This is a genomic window from Micromonospora sp. NPDC002296, from assembly GCF_040296145.1.
Classification (GTDB): Bacteria; Actinomycetota; Actinomycetes; order Mycobacteriales; family Micromonosporaceae; genus Micromonospora.
In genome coordinates this window covers 43,251-62,028 of record NZ_JBEOWQ010000003.1, presented here as the reverse complement: position 1 = coordinate 62,028, position 18,778 = coordinate 43,251, and the positions used below count along the sequence as shown (strand labels likewise).

At 71.4% G+C, this 18,778-nt stretch carries 19 protein-coding genes; 10 read left to right on the top strand and 9 right to left on the bottom strand.

What is annotated here, in order from left to right; all coding sequences use genetic code 11:
* Positions 1 to 663: 663 nt before the first annotated feature.
* The gene (locus tag ABT023_RS03480; protein ID WP_350881242.1) at positions 664 to 1,122 is read right to left on the bottom strand and encodes a hypothetical protein; all 459 of its coding nucleotides are present in this window, start codon (positions 1,120 to 1,122) and stop codon (positions 664 to 666) included.
* A 332-nt stretch (positions 1,123 to 1,454) separates the two neighbouring features.
* Positions 1,455 to 1,781 carry a hypothetical protein gene (locus tag ABT023_RS03475; protein ID WP_350881240.1) on the bottom strand — a complete coding sequence of 109 codons (327 nt, stop codon included), beginning with the start codon at positions 1,779 to 1,781 and terminating at the stop codon, positions 1,455 to 1,457.
* 257 nt (positions 1,782 to 2,038) lie between these two features.
* Between ABT023_RS03475 and ABT023_RS03470 the strand changes: the two genes are divergently transcribed.
* The 5 genes from ABT023_RS03470 (at position 2,039) to ABT023_RS03450 (ending at position 5,772) form a co-directional block, all read left to right on the top strand.
* Positions 2,039 to 2,467 carry a hypothetical protein gene (locus tag ABT023_RS03470; protein WP_350881238.1) on the top strand — a complete coding sequence of 143 codons (429 nt, stop codon included), beginning with the start codon at positions 2,039 to 2,041 and terminating at the stop codon, positions 2,465 to 2,467.
* A gap of 346 nt (positions 2,468 to 2,813) precedes the next feature.
* Positions 2,814 to 4,007 (top strand): helix-turn-helix domain-containing protein, encoded by a 1,194-nt coding sequence (locus ABT023_RS03465; protein WP_350881236.1) that lies wholly within the window; start codon positions 2,814 to 2,816, stop codon positions 4,005 to 4,007.
* A 169-nt stretch (positions 4,008 to 4,176) separates the two neighbouring features.
* Positions 4,177 to 4,341 carry a hypothetical protein gene (locus ABT023_RS03460; RefSeq protein ID WP_350881234.1) on the top strand — a complete coding sequence of 55 codons (165 nt, stop codon included), beginning with the start codon at positions 4,177 to 4,179 and terminating at the stop codon, positions 4,339 to 4,341.
* A complete protein-coding gene (locus tag ABT023_RS03455) occupies positions 4,328 to 5,530 on the top strand; it encodes a helix-turn-helix domain-containing protein (protein WP_350881232.1) in 1,203 nt (400 codons plus the stop codon). The genes ABT023_RS03460 and ABT023_RS03455 overlap by 14 nt, the downstream gene beginning before the upstream one ends.
* A 2-nt stretch (positions 5,531 to 5,532) precedes the next feature.
* Positions 5,533 to 5,772, top strand: a complete 240-nt coding sequence (locus ABT023_RS03450; RefSeq protein ID WP_350881230.1) for a hypothetical protein — start codon at positions 5,533 to 5,535, stop codon at positions 5,770 to 5,772.
* Positions 5,773 to 5,976: 204 nt separating this feature from the next.
* On the opposite strand, the gene ABT023_RS03445 is transcribed toward ABT023_RS03450, so the two are convergent.
* From ABT023_RS03445 to ABT023_RS03435, 3 genes are all read right to left on the bottom strand, one after another.
* Positions 5,977 to 6,636 carry an HNH endonuclease family protein gene (locus ABT023_RS03445; protein WP_350881228.1) on the bottom strand — a complete coding sequence of 220 codons (660 nt, stop codon included), beginning with the start codon at positions 6,634 to 6,636 and terminating at the stop codon, positions 5,977 to 5,979.
* 135 nt (positions 6,637 to 6,771) lie between these two features.
* Entirely contained in the window at positions 6,772 to 7,266 is a 495-nt protein-coding gene (locus ABT023_RS03440; protein ID WP_350881226.1) for a GNAT family N-acetyltransferase, read from the bottom strand.
* A gap of 53 nt (positions 7,267 to 7,319) precedes the next feature.
* The gene (locus ABT023_RS03435; protein WP_350881224.1) at positions 7,320 to 7,796 is read right to left on the bottom strand and encodes a hypothetical protein; all 477 of its coding nucleotides are present in this window, start codon (positions 7,794 to 7,796) and stop codon (positions 7,320 to 7,322) included.
* 170 nt (positions 7,797 to 7,966) lie between these two features.
* Between ABT023_RS03435 and ABT023_RS03430 the strand changes: the two genes are divergently transcribed.
* Complete coding sequence (locus ABT023_RS03430; RefSeq protein WP_350881222.1) at positions 7,967 to 9,250, top strand: MFS transporter; 1,284 nt, start codon at positions 7,967 to 7,969, stop codon at positions 9,248 to 9,250.
* A 334-nt stretch (positions 9,251 to 9,584) separates the two neighbouring features.
* On the opposite strand, the gene ABT023_RS03425 is transcribed toward ABT023_RS03430, so the two are convergent.
* On the bottom strand, positions 9,585 to 10,037 hold the full coding sequence (locus ABT023_RS03425) for a lamin tail domain-containing protein (protein WP_350881220.1): 453 nt from the start codon (positions 10,035 to 10,037) through the stop codon (positions 9,585 to 9,587).
* 197 nt (positions 10,038 to 10,234) lie between these two features.
* On the bottom strand, positions 10,235 to 10,879 hold the full coding sequence (locus ABT023_RS03420) for a histone deacetylase (RefSeq protein WP_350881218.1): 645 nt from the start codon (positions 10,877 to 10,879) through the stop codon (positions 10,235 to 10,237).
* Positions 10,880 to 11,147: 268 nt separating this feature from the next.
* Between ABT023_RS03420 and ABT023_RS03415 the strand changes: the two genes are divergently transcribed.
* Positions 11,148 to 12,524: a GGDEF domain-containing protein gene (locus ABT023_RS03415; RefSeq protein WP_350881619.1), complete on the top strand. Its 1,377-nt coding sequence runs from the start codon at positions 11,148 to 11,150 to the stop codon at positions 12,522 to 12,524.
* A 33-nt stretch (positions 12,525 to 12,557) separates the two neighbouring features.
* Here the strand turns inward: ABT023_RS03415 and ABT023_RS03410 are convergent, their stop codons facing one another.
* Positions 12,558 to 13,622: an aspartate-semialdehyde dehydrogenase gene (locus ABT023_RS03410; RefSeq protein ID WP_350881216.1), complete on the bottom strand. Its 1,065-nt coding sequence runs from the start codon at positions 13,620 to 13,622 to the stop codon at positions 12,558 to 12,560.
* 5 nt (positions 13,623 to 13,627) lie between these two features.
* A complete protein-coding gene (locus ABT023_RS03405; protein WP_350881214.1) occupies positions 13,628 to 14,893 on the bottom strand; it encodes an aspartate kinase in 1,266 nt (421 codons plus the stop codon).
* A 246-nt stretch (positions 14,894 to 15,139) separates the two neighbouring features.
* Between ABT023_RS03405 and ABT023_RS03400 the strand changes: the two genes are divergently transcribed.
* The 3 genes from ABT023_RS03400 to leuA all read left to right on the top strand — a co-directional run bounded on the left by ABT023_RS03400 (position 15,140) and on the right by leuA (position 18,772).
* Positions 15,140 to 15,928 (top strand): hypothetical protein, encoded by a 789-nt coding sequence (locus tag ABT023_RS03400; protein WP_350881212.1) that lies wholly within the window; start codon positions 15,140 to 15,142, stop codon positions 15,926 to 15,928.
* 85 nt (positions 15,929 to 16,013) lie between these two features.
* On the top strand, positions 16,014 to 16,688 hold the full coding sequence (locus ABT023_RS03395; RefSeq protein ID WP_350881211.1) for a nitroreductase family protein: 675 nt from the start codon (positions 16,014 to 16,016) through the stop codon (positions 16,686 to 16,688).
* Between the two features lie 326 nt (positions 16,689 to 17,014).
* Positions 17,015 to 18,772, top strand: a complete 1,758-nt coding sequence (gene leuA / locus ABT023_RS03390) for a 2-isopropylmalate synthase (protein ID WP_350881209.1) — start codon at positions 17,015 to 17,017, stop codon at positions 18,770 to 18,772.
* The last annotated feature ends 6 nt before the right edge of the window (positions 18,773 to 18,778 follow it).

The window sequence follows — 18,778 nt, the reverse complement described above, 5'->3', positions numbered from 1 at the left end:
CCAGCGATCCGGCATGAAGACCGCGCTGGCGTGCTCGACGATCGCCAGAGTAGCACCGGGTACCGACACGTCAACCCGCCGTGATCCCGGTGCCGACCGATCGACCGACTGCCGGCCAGTGGTGTGGGAGGACTTTCTGTACGTCTATCAAGGCGGCCCTGAACGGGCCGCACGCGCCGCCGCCTGGGCGCGCGTCCGACGCTGCGCTGTCGCTCCACGCCGGCCACGCAACACGCCCGGCGGCTGGCGCGGAGGGCGGGGAGCCCGGTGGGCCGCCGGATGACGACAGGCCGTTTCCGGTGGGGTGGTGGGCCGGCAGCCGGCCGGGCCGCGCGGCGAGCACCGCGCGGCGTAGGGGAGCGCACGCCGGGTCCGTGGGCGGCTGCCGGGTGGGTGGCGGGGTTGCGGCTACTGCGCCTCCGGCGGGGGCGCTCCGGCTCCAGGATGGCCGGGGGTCCGTCGGCGGCTTGCGGTCCGTGGGTGGTTGGGGTGGGGAGCCATCCCGCCCACCGTCGACCCGGGCGAGCCGAGCAGACCACCACCCGACCCGCCAGCGTCCGTACGAGCCGTCAAGGCCGTCTTGACGTGGCGGGCCGGGCGGAGGCCCGCTCCCCAAGAGGGCGGGTCGACGGCAGACGGGACGGCGCAAATCCTTGCGGCGGTTTACACAAATACGCTCACTGTAGTAAGTCCTGCAAATATTATCAGAAGAATGAAGGCCTTTCTCCAGAACGTCGTTTCCTTCCATGACTTTCCCCGGGCGTCCCGTGCCTCGGCAAAGTAAAGCGCACCTTGGACTAGGGGGATCGTGCACACGATTCCTATGCCGATGAAGATTGCGCCGAAGGGGACATCTTTGCTGGCCTCGCCAGCAACATACAATGCCTTCATCTCTAATGCTCCGAGTGCTGGCATGTTTGTCCAAGCGATCACGTACGCCATCTCGAAGAGACTTGCTTTCGAAACAGGCTCGTCTAGCCAGCGTTCCCGACCCCCCCTTTCTGCTCGCTCTTGTTTTGATATCTCCACCAGGCGTGGCCCTAGAGCACGTATTTCCAGCGCAAGTGCTATTGCGAAGACTGGGACGACTTGAGCCAGGAGGGCGGCGAAATCTCTTGTCACCTGCATATTTTCCCACCCAGGCGCAAGCGCGCTGACGGACAAGATCTCGACGCCTGCACGGCCCAGTCGGATCGCGCACGGTACACACGACTTCGACATGTCGAGGCTACGATGGCACCCATGCTGGCGTGCCCGATGCGTGCCCGCTCTCTCAGTTAACAAGGGTCAACGACGGACGATTGGACGGGATTGCACGACACCGAAGGGATAGGCTGACCTCGCTGGACATGCTGCTTCAAGGGTCGGCAGGCCCAATCAAGGTGCCTTTCAAACTGATTCCCAAGCTGAGGCTATGCACCTTCCAAACTGAGGGAGGGTGCTTGCCCGGTCGGCTAGCGCTCCTCAAGGTAGCGGCGAGCAAGTCGTCTGATCATGGCCTCGCCGACGGCGGCGGGCAGGTAGCTGGCCTCTTGATGTGACTCGCTGGCTTCCCACTCGGCGATGTCTGCCGGGTCGTCGCCTCCGATGCCCAATGACACGTCACTGTGCCGGGCGCGGAAGTAGAACCGCTCGCCACTCGGCAGAGTCCCTTCTACCTGCACTGGAGCTGCCTCACACGTCACCTGCGCTTCCCAGCCCTCATTCCGAAGGGTGGCGACGAGCTGGAGCCAGGACCCGGAATGCTGCTGGTGCCACCGCCGTCGAGCAGCTTCATCCATGAGGCCATGGTCCTGGACCTACCTCGGACTCTGCACAAGGGGGTGGCCGAGTGCGTGACTAACTGAGTGACGATCGGTGCGGACGCCAACGGACGAGCACGGACGATGGCGGACCGCGTTTCCAGGTCAAGGGCCAAAGAACAGCAGCTCACGTGGCGGTGCCGGTTGCCTGGGGGTCAAGGAGTCGTGGCGCTGGCCTGCCGTCGGGCGCGCGGTCGTCCGGATGACAGCTCTCTGCCTGTCCTTAGGATCGGACCATGCCTGTGCCGATAGATGAGCTGATTGCTTACAGCGAGGGACGCTTGGACGACAGGGACGTTAGCCGTTTCCTGCGGGCCTACGAGCGCGATTGCGGCAGACTGAGCTGGTTTGGCGAGAAGGCGGAAGCGTTCGACGAGGTCGACCGGGATGGCGCGCGCCAGATCGGGCTTACACACGCTTTTCTTGCGCCGGGACCATGGACGACGCCTGTGGTGGAACGGCGGTTCTTTGCCGAGGTCCGGTGGCTGGTGGCGTGGCTGGAGCAGGTCTCAGGCGAGCTTGGACTGGTGTTTGCGCTTCGCTACAACGACCGTGATCTCGGTTGGATACGCAGAGGCGTTACCGACGACGCCATCAGCGAAGGGCTGATCGCCGCCTGGGAGCGCGACTTGGAGCGCCTGGAACGCGACTCGCCGAGGCGCTGAGCAAGGCCATCGGCTCGTGCGGTCAGGGCTGATCCGAGGATCACGAGCAACCGCCCCACCTCGTGGGGTGGCTGGCGACAGCAACGGTGACAGCAACGAAGCGGGACGAGGCCAGCCGCCGACTGCCGGGCGCGGACAGGGGCCCGAGGTCGCGGATGCGGACGGACCCCGCCAGACGAAGCGCCCAGAACTTACAAGCGAGAGGTCGGTTCGACCGGAGGGCTGGCGGTTGATGGTGACCTGGCGGCGCGCGTGCGGTGTTGGGCTAGCCGCGAAGCGTGACCGCACGTACCGTCCGTTGTGCAGGCTCTACGCCGGAAGTCGTCGACCGCGTGCAGGAGGAGTCATGGCTGACTACATTGGGCTGCGCGTCGCCAGTTGGCGGGACGCCGCCGGGATGACGCAGCAGCAACTGGCCGATCGGGTAGGTGTGACCGCCTCCTACATCTCGATGATCGAGTCGGGACGACGGCCGGTCACCAAGCGTTCGCGGCTTATTGCCTTGGCGAGCGCTCTCGGTGTGAGTGTCACTGATCTGACCGGGCAGCCGCATCTGCCCCGCAGTGAAGATGATCTCGCCATTTACGCCACTGTTCCGGCACTGCGTGGCGCTCTCGACGATGATCCGGAAGCGCCGGGGTATCCGCTGGATCCGTCCGTCTTGCGTGCGTCCGTGGGCCAGGCGATGGCTGCCAGGATGGCCTGTGACTACAAGGCGCTTGCGCGGTTGCTGCCTGGTCTGGTCGGGGCCACTCGGCAGCTCGCCGACTCCGGGCATCCGGACGGGCCGCGCTTGTTCGTCCGGGCTGCCGTGACCACGGTGTTGGCGATCAAGCCGTTTGGCTACATCGACTTGGCGGCGCGGTATGCGGAGCGTGCTGAGTTGGCCGCCACGTTCGCTGGACCGGCGGAGGTTGCTGCCGCAGCCTTCGCTGCGGCGCAGAGTGCCTTGTCATCGGGTACGCATGGCGGTCGGCGGCGGTCGCTGGCAGTGGCTACGAGCGCGGCGGAGCGGCTGGGCGACATGGGGGACGATGAGTCGTTGACCTGGTACGGGATGCTTCATCTGCATTCCGCGATGTCGGCTGCCTCGCTGGGCGCCGGCGACCCGGATGGGCACTTGGCGGAGGCGGAGAGCGCCGCGCGTCGGGCCGGGTCCGACCCGTGGCGAATGGAGTTCACCCCGGCGAACTGCGGGATTTGGCGGGTGGGTGTGGCCGTCGAGAACGGCTCACCTGAGCGCGCACCGGAACAGGCTCGGCGCGTCGACCGGTCGCAGGTCCGTACCCCGAACCGCCGATGCCGCCTGCACCTGGACGCGGGACGCGGCTGGTATGCGGCCGGCGACCAGGACCGGGCGGTCCTGGCGTTCCTGGAGGCGGACAACGCGTCACCCGCTGAGCTGCGGTCCCGGCCGAGCGTGCGGGAAATCGTCGGACAGATGGTCAGGGATGCCCGCCGACGGGGTTCCCCCGAGCTGCGGGACCTCGCAATTCGCATCGGTATCGATCCGTTGGATCCCGAGCCTCACGGAATCTAACTGACAGTTAGCTTGCCGTCACGTCGACCGCTCTACCGTCCGAGCATGGACGCGATTGAGCACCCACCGGCATCAGTGCCGCTGCGGTCGCGTCCCTCGATACGGGACGCGACGGCGGCGGTCCTTCCAAGAGCACCCGCCGTCGCGTCCCTCCCCAGCGGAGGTAGGGATGAGCGACGCTGTTCCGGCCGAGGGCAGAGGCGAGCAGATCCAGCAGGCGGAACGGGAAGCTGCCAAACGTCGGATCCTGGCGCAGGCTGAGGCGGATCGGATACCGGTCGAGGAGACGACCCGGGCGGTGCCGGACCGGCGGTGGCGGCGTGGACAGCAGTGAGCTGTTGCCGGTCGGTCGGCGGGTGGCGTACTGGCGTGGGCGGCGGAAGTTGTCGCAGCAGGTGTTCGCCGACCGGCTCGGCAAGTCGAAGAGTTGGGTCGACAAGGTCGAGCGGGGAGTCCGGTCCCTCGACAAGGTGTCCACCCTCCAGGACATCGCCGCCGTTCTACGCATCGACACCGCCATACTTCTTGGCCGAGACGCGCAACCCGCAGCCTTGACCGAGCGGGCCGAGGGCGTCGAGCGGATCCGGGCGGCGCTGTCGACGTACGAGATCGCGCTCGGTCGGCAAGCAACTCGCCACCCCGTCCTGCCGGCCGACCGGCTGGCCCGGGAGGTGGCCCACGCGTGGGTCACCTACCAGCACGCCCGATACCCGCAGGCGATCGACCTGCTACCGCAACTACTGACCGACGCGCAACGCACCCACGCCGAGGATCCTGCTGCAGGGCGTGTGTCGCTGGTGGAGGCATACCGGGTGGCCACATCACTGCTAGTGAAGCTCGGCGAAGCCGACCTGGCCTGGCTGGCCGTCGACCGGGCCATGGCCACCGCCACCGGCGATCGGGTGCTGGTATCAGCCGCAGCAGTGCAGCTCGGCCAGGTGCTGCGCGCATCGGGCCGGACGCGGGCGGCGAAGTCGGCGACGCTGGCCGCCGCGTACCGGATCGCCCCGCCCGACCCGGACGACGGCACCCCCGCCGAACTGTCGCTGTGCGGGACGCTGCTCGTGCAGGCGGCTCTGGCGGCGGCCCGCCACGGCGATGACCAGGCCACCGCCGACCTGATCGGCGAGGCGGCCGACATGGCAGCCCGGGTAGGCGACGGCCACGATCACCACCGGACCGCGTTCGGGCCGACGGCGGTCGACCTGGCCCGTGCCGCCGCAGCCCTCGAACTGGGCAATGCACACGACGCGGTCGCCTGGCACGAGAAGACCACCAAGCGGGACGCCTGGCGGTGGCTACCGGTCGAACACCGCGCCGCCCACCTGCTCGACGCCGCCCGCGCCTACCTCCAAGCGGACGACCCAGCCAACGCCGGCCGGACGCTGATCGACGCCGACCGCACCGCACCGGCCGAGATACGCCACCGCCCCGCCGGCCGGGAGGTCCTCGCCCAGGTGGCCCGCGACCCACACGCCCCGGCCACGATCATTCAACTCGCCGCCGCCCTCGGGGTGACCTGACTATGACCGCACCATTCTTGTCCCTGGCCCAGATCCGCAACCGGCTGATTTTCACCGCCCGAGCGATCCTCCGCGACCACCGGACCGGACCGGACGGCCGTTGCCCGGTCTGCCGGACACCGAACTGCCCGGTGGCGACCGCCGCCCGCAACCTCCTCGACGCCGCCGAGAAAGTACAGCTGTGGAGTACAGCAACCGAACCGACCACATCCGACCCCAACGACCCTCAGGATGCTGGATGACCTCGGACGACACCCGATCCGACCGCCTCGCCGCCAGTTCGGGACGAAGAGGTCGTCGGTTCGAATCCGGCCACCCCGACAGAGGTCAGAGGGCACATCCGATCGATGGATGTGCCCTCTAGTGTTTCCTGGGTGACCACGTGAGTGACAGGGCAGCGGTGGACGGCTGCGAACACTGCGCTGACGGACCGGCGACATGACGGATCAGTACGCGTACGTGACCGAGATGGTGACGTTGGAGCAGGAGTTGGCCAGGCTGGTCAGGGCGTTCTTCTCGGCAGTGTCGACGGTGAGCCGCCAGCGGGTCTTGGTGGCCACCCACTCCTTGACGTAGCGGCACCGGGCGGAGCTGTACGACGGCATCCAGGTGGCCGGGTCCTGGTCGCCCTTGGACTGGTTGACGTTGTCGGTCACGGCGATCAGCGGACGGGAGTCCCCCAGGTCGTTGGCGTACGCCTGCCGGCGGCTGGTGGACCAGTTGCGGGCGCCGGAGTCCCAGGCCTCGGCGAGCGGGACCATGTGGTCGATGTCGACGTCGCCGGTCGCCGTCCAGTAGGCGTTGTCGTAGTAGGAGTACCAGCGCCCGCCGGAGAGGGTGCACGTGCCGGTGATCGTCGGCGCGGAGACCGCCTCGGCGAGCAGGACCTCGTTGCGGGTGTTGCAGCGGTCGCCGTCGGCGTCGATCCAGTGGGGGAACAGGTCCCGGCTGTAGCCGGTGCGTACCTCGGTGGCCACGGGCAGGGCCGCGACCGCGGTCCGCAGTGGGGCGGAGTAGCTGGCGGCCCAGGCGGGGTTGGCCAGTCCGACGGTGGCGACGAGAGTGGCGGCGAGGGTGGTCGCGGCCATGCGCGGCGTACGGTTCATGGTGCTCCGTCCTGGTCGGCGGACTATCGTCTGTCATGTATATAGACAGACACGACATTCCCACAACCGGGACTCCCAGGCGAACGCCCCGCGAACCCGCCGTGCGGCGTCGCCCGCCCGGGACCGGTCACCTGGTCAGAGGTCGATCACCCAGTGTCGGGTACGGAAGACCCGGCCCCGGAACGGCGTCTCGCGCTCGCCGAGGAGAACGAACCCCAGCGACCGGCAGATGCCGTTCGAGGGACCGTTGCCGACCTCGGGGAAGGCGTGCACCCGCGACCAGCGCCCGTCCTCGCGGGCCTCGTCAAGCAGCAGCCGGACCGCCCGCTTGGCCACTCCCCGCCCCTGGTGCTCCGGCAGCACCATCCAGCCGATCTCGCCGCCGGGCTCGCCGTCGATGTCGTGCCGGTGGAGGGTCACCGTGCCGGCCACCGTCGACGGGTCGGCCGGGTCGGGCACGATCATCCTGATCAGCCCGACGCCCCGCGCCACCAGGTCGATGTCGTGCCGGAGTTGGCCCGGCACCGACTCCGGCGGCATCGGCCCGCCGAGGTCGGCCATCATCACCGGATCGCAGCGCATCCGGCGGTACGCGTCGACGTCACCGGCGTCGACTCCCCGAAGCAGCATTCGTATCCCCTCGGATCAGGCGGCAGAACGGAATCGCACGGGCCCCGTGCGGCTCAGTCGTGCAGCTCGGTGCGCCGGATCTCGGCGAACGCGGCGGTCAGCCAGCCGTCGAGCGGCCGGTCGGTCCCGGGCAGCAGGTCGGCGAGCAGCAGCGGGGCGTGCCGGGCCAGCGCGGCCGGGTCGGGCGGGGTGGCGTCGTCGTCCGGGTCGTACACCCCGAGGGCGCCGGCCAGCAGCACCAGCACCACGTGCGGGTCGACGTCCGGCCGCCAGCTCGCCGCGCCCCGAACGCAGGCCTCCAGCACCTGCCGGACGTCGTCGCCGTCCAGCCCGTCGGGGTGGGTCTCCTCCAGCAGCAGCCGGACCACCGCGCCCAGCACCAGGCCGGACCGGTCCGCCCCCGCGAGCCGGTCGACCGCCTCGTCGTACGCCTCCCGGTCGCGCGCCCGGGCCGCGGACACGGCCTCGGTGGCCGCCACGGCGATCTCGCGGGCCGGTGCGGGCAGGTGTCGCCAGGTCGTCGTCGTCATCCGGACCAGGATCGCAGACCGACCAGCCGGCGTCGTCGGCCCGGTCGGCGGGAGCCCCGGCCGCCGCCCGCGCCGACGGTTGTGGGCCGCGTCACCACCGGCTCTGCCGAGCGCGTACGCGCCGGAAAACGGCTCGCGGTCTGTCGCACCGTCCGCCCAGAATCGCCGACATGCTGCGTCGCGCCCTGCCCCGTCGCCCGGAAGCCCGGCGGATCCTCGTCGGCACCCTGCTCTCGGCGGTCGGTCGCGGCCTCACCCTGCCGTTCCTGTTCATCTACCTGACCGACGTGCGCGGCCTCTCCGACCCGCGCGCCGGCCTGGTCATCGGCTGGTACGGCGTGGTCACCCTGGCGCTGTCCCCGTTGGGCGGGACGCTGATCGACCGGTTCGGCGCGCGCCGGGTGGTACTGCCGTGCCTGCTGGTCGAGGCGGCGGGCACGGGCTCGCTGGCCCTGATCTCCGGGACCGCGTCGGCGTTCGCGGTGATCACGCTGATCGCGATCGGCAGCTCCGCGATCTGGTCGGGGCAGAACACCATCCTCGCCTCGCTGACCGACCCCGACGAGCGGCAACGGGTGTACGGCCTGAACTTCGCCCTGCTCAACCTCGGCATCGGGGTCGGCGGGCTGATCTCCGGGGCCATCGTGGACGTCACCCGCCCGGTGACCTTCCAACTGGTCTACCTGCTCGACGCGGTGAGCTACCTGATGCCGGCACTGATCCTGATGAGTCTGCCGAGGGTCGGCCACCGGATCGCGGGCACCGGGCCGGGCGGGCGTGCGGCGTCGGCCGGGGGCTACCTGACAGTGCTGCGGGACCGCCCGTTCCGCCGGCTGGTGGTCTTCGGGCTCGTCCTCACCACCTGCGGGTACGCCCAGATCGAGGTCGGCTTCACCGCGTACGCCGTCCGGGTGGCCGAGGTGACCCCGCGGGTGGTGGCCTGGGCCCTGGCCGGCAACACCGTCATGATCGTGCTGTCCCAGCTGCTGATGATCCGCCGGATGGAGGGGCGCAGCCGGACGGGCGCGCTGGCCCTGGTCGGGGCGGTCTTCGCGGGCGCCTGGCTGGTCCTCGGCGCGGCCGGCCTGATCGGGCGCGGCAACGCGTTGGTCGCCGCGCTCGGTGTGGTGGCCTGCGCGACGGTCTTCGGCTTCGGCGAGACGATGCTCTCGCCGGTGATGCCCGCGCTCACCAACGCGCTGGCCACCGACGAGCTGCGCGGCCGGTACAACGCGATGAGCTCGATGATCTTCGGAATCAGCGGGGTGATCGGCCCGGTGACCGCCGGCCCGCTCATCGGCGCGGCGGACGGCCGGATCTGGGTGGCCGTCGTGGTCGGCGGCTGCCTGGCCGCATCGCTGCTCGCGTTGTCCCTGCGCGGACTGCTCACCCCCGCCCAGGACGGCCGCCCACCGGTCTCCGCGCCACCGCGAACCCCGCTACCGGCCGCCTGACCACGCCCACACCCGAATCGTGCTCGTTCACGGATCGCCGCTCGTTCACGGAAACTGGGGCCTTCCAGCGGCCGGAAGCCACAGTTTCCGTGAACGAGCATGACCTTGCGGAGCCGCACGGGCCCCTCAGCGCTCGTGGATATGCCGGACCGAACGGCGCGGCGCCGGGGGCGCGGCACGTCGGGCCTGGAGGACGGCTTCCACGAGGTGCCACCGGAGCGGCTCGCCCCCGAGCTGCGCCGCGGCCTGCTCGGCTGAGACGACGGTGCGGCGGTCGGCTCCCCCCTCACGAGAGCCGACCGCCGCACCGACCGGACGGGTCCGGCCCCCGCGGTCAGCAGTTGGTGTAGCTGCCGCTGCTCCCCCACGAGCAGGAGTCGATCAGGGTGCCGGCGGAGTTGCGTACGTACGCGGTGTCCCCGGTGTTGTTCCAGATGTACGCGCCCGACCCCCAGTAGCGGTCGGCCGAGGTGTTTGTGCCCTTGCCGGTGTGGATGTAAACGCTGGCGCCGGCGGCGAGCCGGAAGTCGCTGGTGAACTTGTAGACGTGGCTCGACTTGTCGCGCAGGGTCCAGGACTTCAGGTTGACGGTCGAGGACAGGCGGTTGGTCAGCTTCACGTACTCGGCGTTGAGGCTGCTGTTCGACCGGTTGTCGGTGCCCGGCGAGTTGTAGTACGCCTTCGTGATCTCCAGGGCCGGGGTGGCGGCCTGCGCGGGCGCGGCCACGGCGAGCGAACCGCCGACGGCGACGGCCATGGCGATACCGGTCAACCTCTTCTTCAACACGATCCCCCACCTGTTGACGGCCGGCCTCTGACGGTGCCGGCGTGGAACGTGCACGAGGCTACCGACTCGTCCGGCCACTATGGACCGTGCGGCGCCCCGCGCCGCCAACTACCGGCCGCGGGTCGACCGATCGCGGCCGAACGGCGTCCCCGGCCGGCGCGAACGGCACACGGGCCCGACGCGAACGGCGCCGCACCTCACCCGTCGAGCGCCCCGGCGACCAACGACTCGACGGCGGGAAGCTCCCACCGGCCGGCCACCCCGGGCCGGTCCGCCAGGTAGCCGGCGATCCGCGGCGCGTCCCAGCCGTGCGCCTCGCGTAGGCCCCCGGCGAGCATCGCGAGGTACACCGGCGCGGGCGCGTTCCACTCGACGTCCGCCGCCCGCCCCGGTGCCGTGAAGGTCAGCATCGGCACGCCGTCCCGGACGCCGGTGCGGACCAGCGTCTCGTACCGGCCGGGGCCGAGGGTCGCCCGCCCCCGCGCGACGGCGACCTCGATCAGATCGAGGTCGGCACCGGGTTCCCGGTACATCTCCTGCGCGGCGAGGTCGGCGAACTGCTCCCTGGTGAGCAGCCACGCCCGGGCTGCGGCCACCCCGGGCAGCTCCGGGTCGTAGAAGGCCATCCCGCCGGTCCAGGCCCGGGACTCCCCGGCGAAGTAGATCCCGCCGGGCACCAGCACCGCCGCCGACCGGCGCGGCGGCCGGCAGTCCCGGCAGCCGGGGTACGTCCGCAGCCCGCCCGGGGGACGGCCCCCGCCCAGGTACCAGTTCAGCCGGTCGGCGTGCATGTTGGACCCGTATGCGACGTACCAGAGCAGCCCGTCCACGGCCGTCAGCACGCCCCGGTCGGGTGGGTGTCGCTTAGCTGGGCGATGAGCATCGAGTCCTCCACGTCGACCGGGGGGTCCAGGCTAATGCCGGCCGCCCGGATCCACAGGCTCCGTCCACACCCTGTGGATAGCACATGTGTACGACGAAATTGATCTTGGAAGAACGTCCCTGAGCTGCGGTGAGTACGCTTGATCGGAAAGCCGCCCCTCCCCTGTCTGGAACCACGTGCGCGTAGATCACCACCGGCTCGTCCGGGACGTCACGGTCCGCCTGCCGATGGCGTCGACCGCCGTCGAGGCGTGCCGGTGGACCGTCACCGCGCTCGCCCGGTACGCGCCGGCCACCATCTCCGTCCTGCTCCCCGTGCCGGACCGGCTCCGCTGCGTCGCGGCAACCGGCGCCTGGCAGGTCTTCTCGACCGTCCCGCCGGAGGCCGGCATCGTCGGCCGGGTGTACGCCTCCGGCATCGGTGCCACCGTCCCCGACGTCGCCACCGCCCCCGACTCCCTCCCGGCCCGCCCCGACGTGACCGCCGAGATCTGCGTGCCGATACTCGACCCGGCGGGCCGCCCGGTCGGAGTGCTCGACCTCCAGTGGAGCGGGCCGGTCGAGCTGGCCCTGTGGCGGCAGACCGCCGAGCGCGTCGCCGGCCGGCTCGGCGCCCGGATCACGGCGCTGGGCGGCCCGCCTGCGGAGAGCCGGAGCGAAAAGCTGCTGCGGCACGCCGCCGCGTTGACCACAGCCCCCACCGAGTGGGACCTGATGACCGCGGCGATCCGCGCGGCCCGGGAGGTCTCCACCCTCTCCGCGGCGGTGCTGCTGCTGGCCGGCGGGACCGGCCCCCGGCTGGACGTCCCCACGGGCGCGACCGGCGAGCTGGAGTCCCGCGTCCGGGCCGAGCTGACCGAGGCGGGCGCCCCGGCGCTGCACGGGATGATCGCCCGGGCCCACCGGCACGGCTCCGGTTACACGCTCGGGGAGACGGGGCATCCGCCCCCGGCGGAGTACCGCCCGCTCGCCGACGCCGGAGTGCGCACCCTGGTGGCGGTGCCGGTCGGCCCCCCGGACTCCGGCGGGGTGCTGCTGGTCGCCGACGAGCGGCTGCTGCGGCCCGATTCGACCACCGTCAACCTGATGGAGCTGCTCGCCGGGCAGGCGTGGACCTGCCTGGACCGGCTGCGCACGCTGGCCCGGCTGCGCGAGCAGGCCAGCTCCGACCCGCTCACGGGGCTGCGGCACACCGGGCCGTTCGGGCAGCGGATCGCTCGTGCCACGCCGGGGCGTACGGCCCTGCTGGCCATCGACGTGGACGGTTTCAAGGCGGTCAACGACACGTACGGTCACCAGGCCGGCGACCGGCTGCTGGTCGAGCTGGCCCGGGCGCTGGAGGCGGCGCTGCGCCAGGGCGACGAGTTGTACCGGATCGGCGGGGACGAGTTCGTCGCGGTGATCGAGGTGAGCCGCCCCGAGGAGGCGGTCCGGATCGCCGAGCGGCTGGCCGAGGCCGCCCGGGGCACCGGTCGCACGATCAGCGTCGGCGTCGCCCTGGCCCATCCCGGCGAGTCGCCCGAGCAGACCCTCCGCCGCGCCGACCAGGCCCTCTACGCGGTCAAGCGCCAGGGCCGCGACGCCGTCCACCTGGCCACCTCCTAACCCACCCCGTCCCGGGGCGGGGGCGGGAGGGGTTCAGGGGTGGGGGGTCAGTTCCTTGGCCAGGAGTTCGGCGATCTGGGCTGTGTTCAGGGCGGCGCCCTTGCGGAGGTTGTCGCCGGTGACGAAGAGGTCGAGGGCGCGCGGGTCGTCGACGGCGCGGCGGATACGGCCGACCCAGGACGGGTCGGTGCCGACGGCGTCGATCGGCATCGGGAACTCCCCGGTGGCCGGGTCGTCGACCAGGATCACGCTGGGGGCGTTGCGTAGCGCCTCGCGGGCGCCCTCGGCGTCCACCTCGGTGGCGAAGACGGCGTGCACGGCCACCGAGTGCCCGGTCACCACCGGCACCCGGACGCAGGTCGCGGAGACCTTCAGGTCGGGCAGCCCGAGGATCTTGCGCGACTCGTTGCGCATCTTCAGTTCCTCGGACGACCAGCCGTCGTCGGCGAGCGAGCCGGCCCAGGGCACCACGTTGAGCGCCACCGGAGCCGGGAACGGCCCCAGCTCGTCGCCGACGGCCTGCCGCACGTCACCCGGCCGGGAGCCGAGCGCCCGGTCCCCGGCGATCTTGCCGAGCTGTAGGTGCAGGGCATCCACCCCCGCCCGCCCCGCCCCGGAGACCGCCTGGTACGAGGCGAGCACCAGCTCGCGCAGGCCGTACTCGCGGTGCAGCGGGGCGATCGCGACGATCATGGCAAGGGTGGTGCAGTTGGCGTTGGCGATGATCCCCTTCGGCCGGTTACGCACCTGCTCGGGGTTGATCTCGGGAACCACCAGCGGGACGTCCCGGTCCATCCGGAACGCCCCGGAGTTGTCCACCGCCACCGCGCCACGGCTGACCGCGACCGGCGCCCACCGCGCGGAGACGTCGTCCGGCACGTCGAACATCGCCACGTCGACGCCGTCGAACGCCTCCGGGGTGAGCGCGCCGACGGTCAACTCCTCGCCCCGGCAGCGCACCTGCCGCCCCACCGACCGCTCGGAGGCGAGCAGCCGGATCTCGCCCCAGACGTTGCGCCGGGACGACAGCAGCTCGCACATCACGGTTCCGACGGCACCTGTCGCCCCGACCACGGCAAGGGTGGGCAGCGCCGGCATCGCCGCTACCGCCCGGTCCCCGCGTACACGACGGCCTCGGAGTCGCCGCCCAGCTCGAAGGCGTCGTGGATGGCCCGGACCGCCTTGTCGAGGTCGGTGTCCCGACAGACCACGGAGACCCGGATCTCGGAGGTGGAGATCATCTCGATGTTGACCCCGGCGGTGCCGAGGGCGGCGAAGAAGCCGGCCGCCACGCCCGGGTGCGACCGCATCCCCGCGCCGATCAGCGAGACCTTGCCGACGTGGTCGTCGTAGAGCAGGCCCTTGAACTTGACCGGCTCCTGGATCTTGCTGAGCGCGGCCATGGCGGTCGGGCCGTCGGTCTTCGGCAGGGTGAACGAGATGTCCGTGCGGCCGGTGCCCTCGGTGGAGACGTTCTGCACGATCATGTCGATGTTGATCTCGGCCCCGGCGACGGTGTCGAAGATCCGCGCGGCGGCGCCCGGCTCGTCCGGGACCCCGACGATGGTGATCTTCGCCTCGCTGCGGTCGTGGGCGACCCCGGTGATCAGTGCCTGTTCCACGGGAAGGTCCTCCATCGATCCGGTGACCATGGTGCCGGTGTTGGTCGAGTATGACGAACGGACATGGATCGGCAACCCCGCGCGCCGGGCGTACTCGACGCTGCGCAGGTGCAGCACCTTGGCGCCGCAGGCGGCCAGCTCCAACATCTCCTCGTAGGTGATGTCCCGGATGTGCCGGGCGTTGGGCACGATCCGCGGGTCGGCGGTGAACACGCCGTCGACGTCGGTGTAGATCTCGCACACGTCGGCGTGCAGCGCGGCGGCCAGGGCCACCGCCGTGGTGTCCGAGCCGCCCCGGCCCAGCGTGGTGACGTCCTTGGTGTCCTGCGAGACGCCCTGGAAGCCGGCCACGATGACGACCGCGCCCTCGTCGAGCGCGCCCTTGAGCCGCCCCGGGGTGACGTCGATGATCCGCGCCCGGCCGTGCACCGAGGTGGTGATCACACCGGCCTGCGAGCCGGTGAACGAGCGGGCCTCGTACCCCAGGTTGTGGATGGCCATGGCGAGCAGCGCCATGGAGATCCGCTCCCCGGCGGTGAGCAGCATGTCCAGCTCACGGCCCGGCGGCAGCGGGCTGACCTGGTTGGCCAGGTCGAGCAGTTCGTCGGTGGTGTCACCCATCGCGGAGACGACCACGACCACGTCGTCGCCGGCCTTGCGGGCGGCGACGATCCGCTCGGCCACCCGCTTGATCCGCTCGGCGTTCCCGACGGAGGACCCGCCGTATTTCTGCACCACGAGTGCCACGACGGCGCACTCCCTCCCAGCAGTCCCTGAGCGTGCCGACGCCGCCGGGAAACCGGTCGGCGGCGCATGTCAAACCACATCAGGGTATCCGGCGCCCCACGCGGCCGGGACGGGTGATCCCACCATCCGGCCGGCGCGGGCCGGCCCGGCCGCCGTCCCACCAGGTCGGCAGGGGGTACGCGACACGCCGGCCGACCGACGTCGCACGGGCCCCCGGGCGGGGGCGGCACACCGCAGAATGACCCGGTGCATGCCCACCTCCGCGTGGCCCGGCGCCTGTTCGGCGCCCTCACGCTCACCCTGCCGGCCCTGCTCGCCGCCTGCGTCGGCGAGCCGCCCGCCGCGACGACCTCGCCGCCGTCGAGCGACCCCGCGCCCGCCGCGATCGACTCCGCCCGGGAGGAGCTGGCCGCCCTGGCCGCGGCGGCCCAGGACCGGCACTTCGTCGCCCGGTACACCCTCACCGGCGACGGCCCCGACCGCACGATCACGGTGACCAGCGCGAACGACGACACCTGGCGGGTCGACGTCCCGGGTGGGGCGCTGGGCGGAACTGCGGACGTCTCGTTCGCCGGCACCGCCGACGGGCTCTTCCAGTGCGGCCTGCCGTCGGCCGGCCGCCCCGAGCCGGCGAGCTGCGTACGCCTCGGCGACCCGGACGACGCCGTCCCGAGCCGGCTGGATCCCCGGGTGCAGCACCCGTTCACCGACTGGCTGGAGGTGCTCACCGACCGGCTGGCCCCGCTGGCGGTCTCCCCGGCCCGGCCGCCGGCGGGGGCGACCGGGGCCTGCTACTCGGTCGACTCGACCTCGGCCTCGCTGAACGCCCCGCTGGATGTCGGGATCTACTGCTATGCCCCGGACGGCACGCCGACCGCCGTGCGGACCGTGACCGGAACCCTCGTCCTGGCCGGTCCGGCGGCGCCGGCCCCAGCGACCGTGCAGCTCGCCGGGCCGGTGGCCGACGGCGAGCCGCTCGGCGTCGCGGCGCCGAACGTGGAGGAGCCGACGCCCCTGTCCACGGGAACGCCCTGACCTCGCGTCCCGTTACGGGTGGTTCTGGCCACATTTTCCCACCCCTAACCTTCGGGCAAAATGCCCGATACGGGACGCTTGCCCCATGGCCGACCTCACCCCGCTGCTCGCCTTCCGCTGGAGCCCCCGGGCATTCGACCCGACCGCCGCGCTGCCCTCCGCCGAGGCGGACTCGCTGCTGGAGGCGGCCCGCTGGGCACCCTCCGCCGGCAACCGCCAGCCGTGGCGGTTCGCCCTCGGGCACCGCGACGACGAGACGTACAAGCGGATTCTGGCCAACCTGCCGGCGGCCGAGCAGCGGTGGGCCCGGCACGCCGCCGCCCTGCTGCTCGGCGCCCACCTGACGGCCGACCCGGCCGTCACCGCGGCACCGGGCCGTCCGCCCCGGGCCGTCGACGCCGACGACGCGGGAGCGGCCGGCGCGGGGGGCCCCGCCGCCGGACCGGACCGGTCGGCCGGGGTGGGCGACGGTCGCGGGTCGGCGGTGTCCGGTCCCGCCGGCCGAGCCGCGTACGACCTGGGGCAGGCGGTGGCGCACCTCACCGTGCAGGCCACCGCGCTCGGGCTGTACGTGCGCCAGCTGGCCGCCTTCGACGCCGCCGGGCTCGCCGCCGACCTGGATCTGCCAGCCGGGATCCGTCCCCTGGTGGTGGCGGCGGTCGGCCGGCTCGGCGACCCCTTCAGCCTGCCCGAGGAGCTGCAGCGGCAGGAGACCGGCCTGCGCCGCCGCCGTCCGCTGGCCGAGCTGCTGTTGCGCTGACCCGGTCGGCGCGGGCCGGGTCGGCGGGCCGGGACTGAGCCGGCGCTCACCCGTCCGGCACGGACCGGCCGGCGGCTGCGACGTCGATCTCAAACTCCGGACCGACCTTTCCACCCCTCACCTCATCACGTAGGGTCACTCTGTCATGTGGCAGGCGCACCTTCTCCTTGGTCGCCGCGACGAGGCCTGACCGGCCGGCACCTCGTCGCGGAGTCGAACCGCGCCGTCCAGCACATTCGCGCTTTCTCATCGGCGCCTCGCGCCGACCCGGCATCGTCGCCGACCTTCCGATTGCTGACGCCACATGTTCAGGGGAGCACTCCGTCATGGCTCAACCCACCGGCACCACCGACGCTGACACCGATCCGATCGCCCAGCAGCGTCCCAGCCGGATGCCGTACCACCGGTACCAGCCGTACCACCAGCAGTTCCGGATCGACCTGCCGGACCGCGCCTGGCCGACCCGGCACGTCGAGGCCGCGCCCCGCTGGTGCGCCGTCGACCTGCGTGACGGCAACCAGGCGCTGATCGACCCGATGTCCCCGGAGCGCAAGCGCCGGATGTTCCAGCTCCTGGTGCAGATGGGCTACAAGGAGATCGAGGTCGGCTTCCCGTCGGCCAGCCAGACCGACTTCGACTTCGTACGGCAGCTCATCGAGCAGGACCTGATCCCCGACGACGTGACCATCCAGGTACTCACCCAGTGCCGGGAGCACCTGATCGAGCGGACCTTCGAGTCGCTGCGCGGCGCGAAGCGGGCGATCGTGCACTTCTACAACTCGACCTCCACCCTCCAGCGTCGGGTGGTCTTCGGGCTGGACCGGGACGGCATCACCGACATCGCCACCACCGGCGCGCGGCTCTGCCAGAAGTACGCGGAGATCCACACCCCGGACACGGACATCTACTACGAGTACTCTCCGGAGTCGTACACGGGCACCGAGCTGGAGTACGCGCTGGAGGTCTGCTCGGCGGTGATCGACGCGATCGACCCGACGCCGGACCGGAAGCTGATCATCAACCTGCCGGCGACCGTCGAGATGGCCACCCCGAACGCGTACGCCGACTCGATCGAGTGGATGCACCGCCGCCTGCCCCGGCGGGACAGCCTGGTGCTGAGCCTGCACCCGCACAACGACCGGGGCACCGGCGTGGCCGCCGCCGAGCTGGGCCTGCTGGCCGGCGCCGACCGGATCGAGGGCTGCCTGTTCGGCAACGGCGAGCGCACCGGCAACGTCGACCTGGTGACGCTGGGTCTCAACCTGTTCTCCCAGGGCATCGACCCGATGATCGACTTCTCCAACATCGACGAGGTCAAGCGGGCCGTGGAGTACTGCAACCAACTCCCGGTGCACGAGCGCCACCCGTACGCGGGCGACCTGGTCTACACCGCGTTCTCCGGCTCCCACCAGGACGCGATCAAGAAGGGCTTCGACGCCCTGCACGCCGACGCGGCGGCGGCCGGGGTGCCGGTCGACCAGCACACCTGGGCCGTGCCGTACCTCCCGATCGACCCGAAGGACCTGGGCCGCACCTACGAGGCGGTCATCCGGGTCAACTCGCAGTCCGGCAAGGGCGGCATCGCGTACATCATGAAGAGCGAACACCAGCTCGACCTGCCGCGCCGGCTCCAGATCGAGTTCTCCGGCGTGGTCCAGCAGGTCACCGACCACGACGGCGGCGAGGTCGACCCGGGCACCATGTGGGAGATCTTCGCGGGCCACTACCTGCTCGACCACCAGCCCGACCCGGCCGTCACCCTGGCCGGCTACGCCATCGGCACCGCCGACGGCAAGGTCGAGATCGAGGCCCGGGTGGGCGTCGGCGGGCAGATCCGGTCGCTGGCCGCCGTCGGCAACGGCCCGATCGACGCGTACGTCAACGCGCTCGGATCGGTGGGCGTGGCGGTACGGGTGCTCGACTACCACGAGCACGCCCTCTCCTCCGGCGGGGACGCGCAGGCCGCCGCGTACGTCGAGTGCGAGGTCGACGGCCGCACCGTGTGGGGCGTCGGGGTGGACGCGAACATCGTCACCGCCTCCGTGAAGGCGGTCACCAGCGCCGTCAACCGCGCCCGCGCCTGAGTCGCC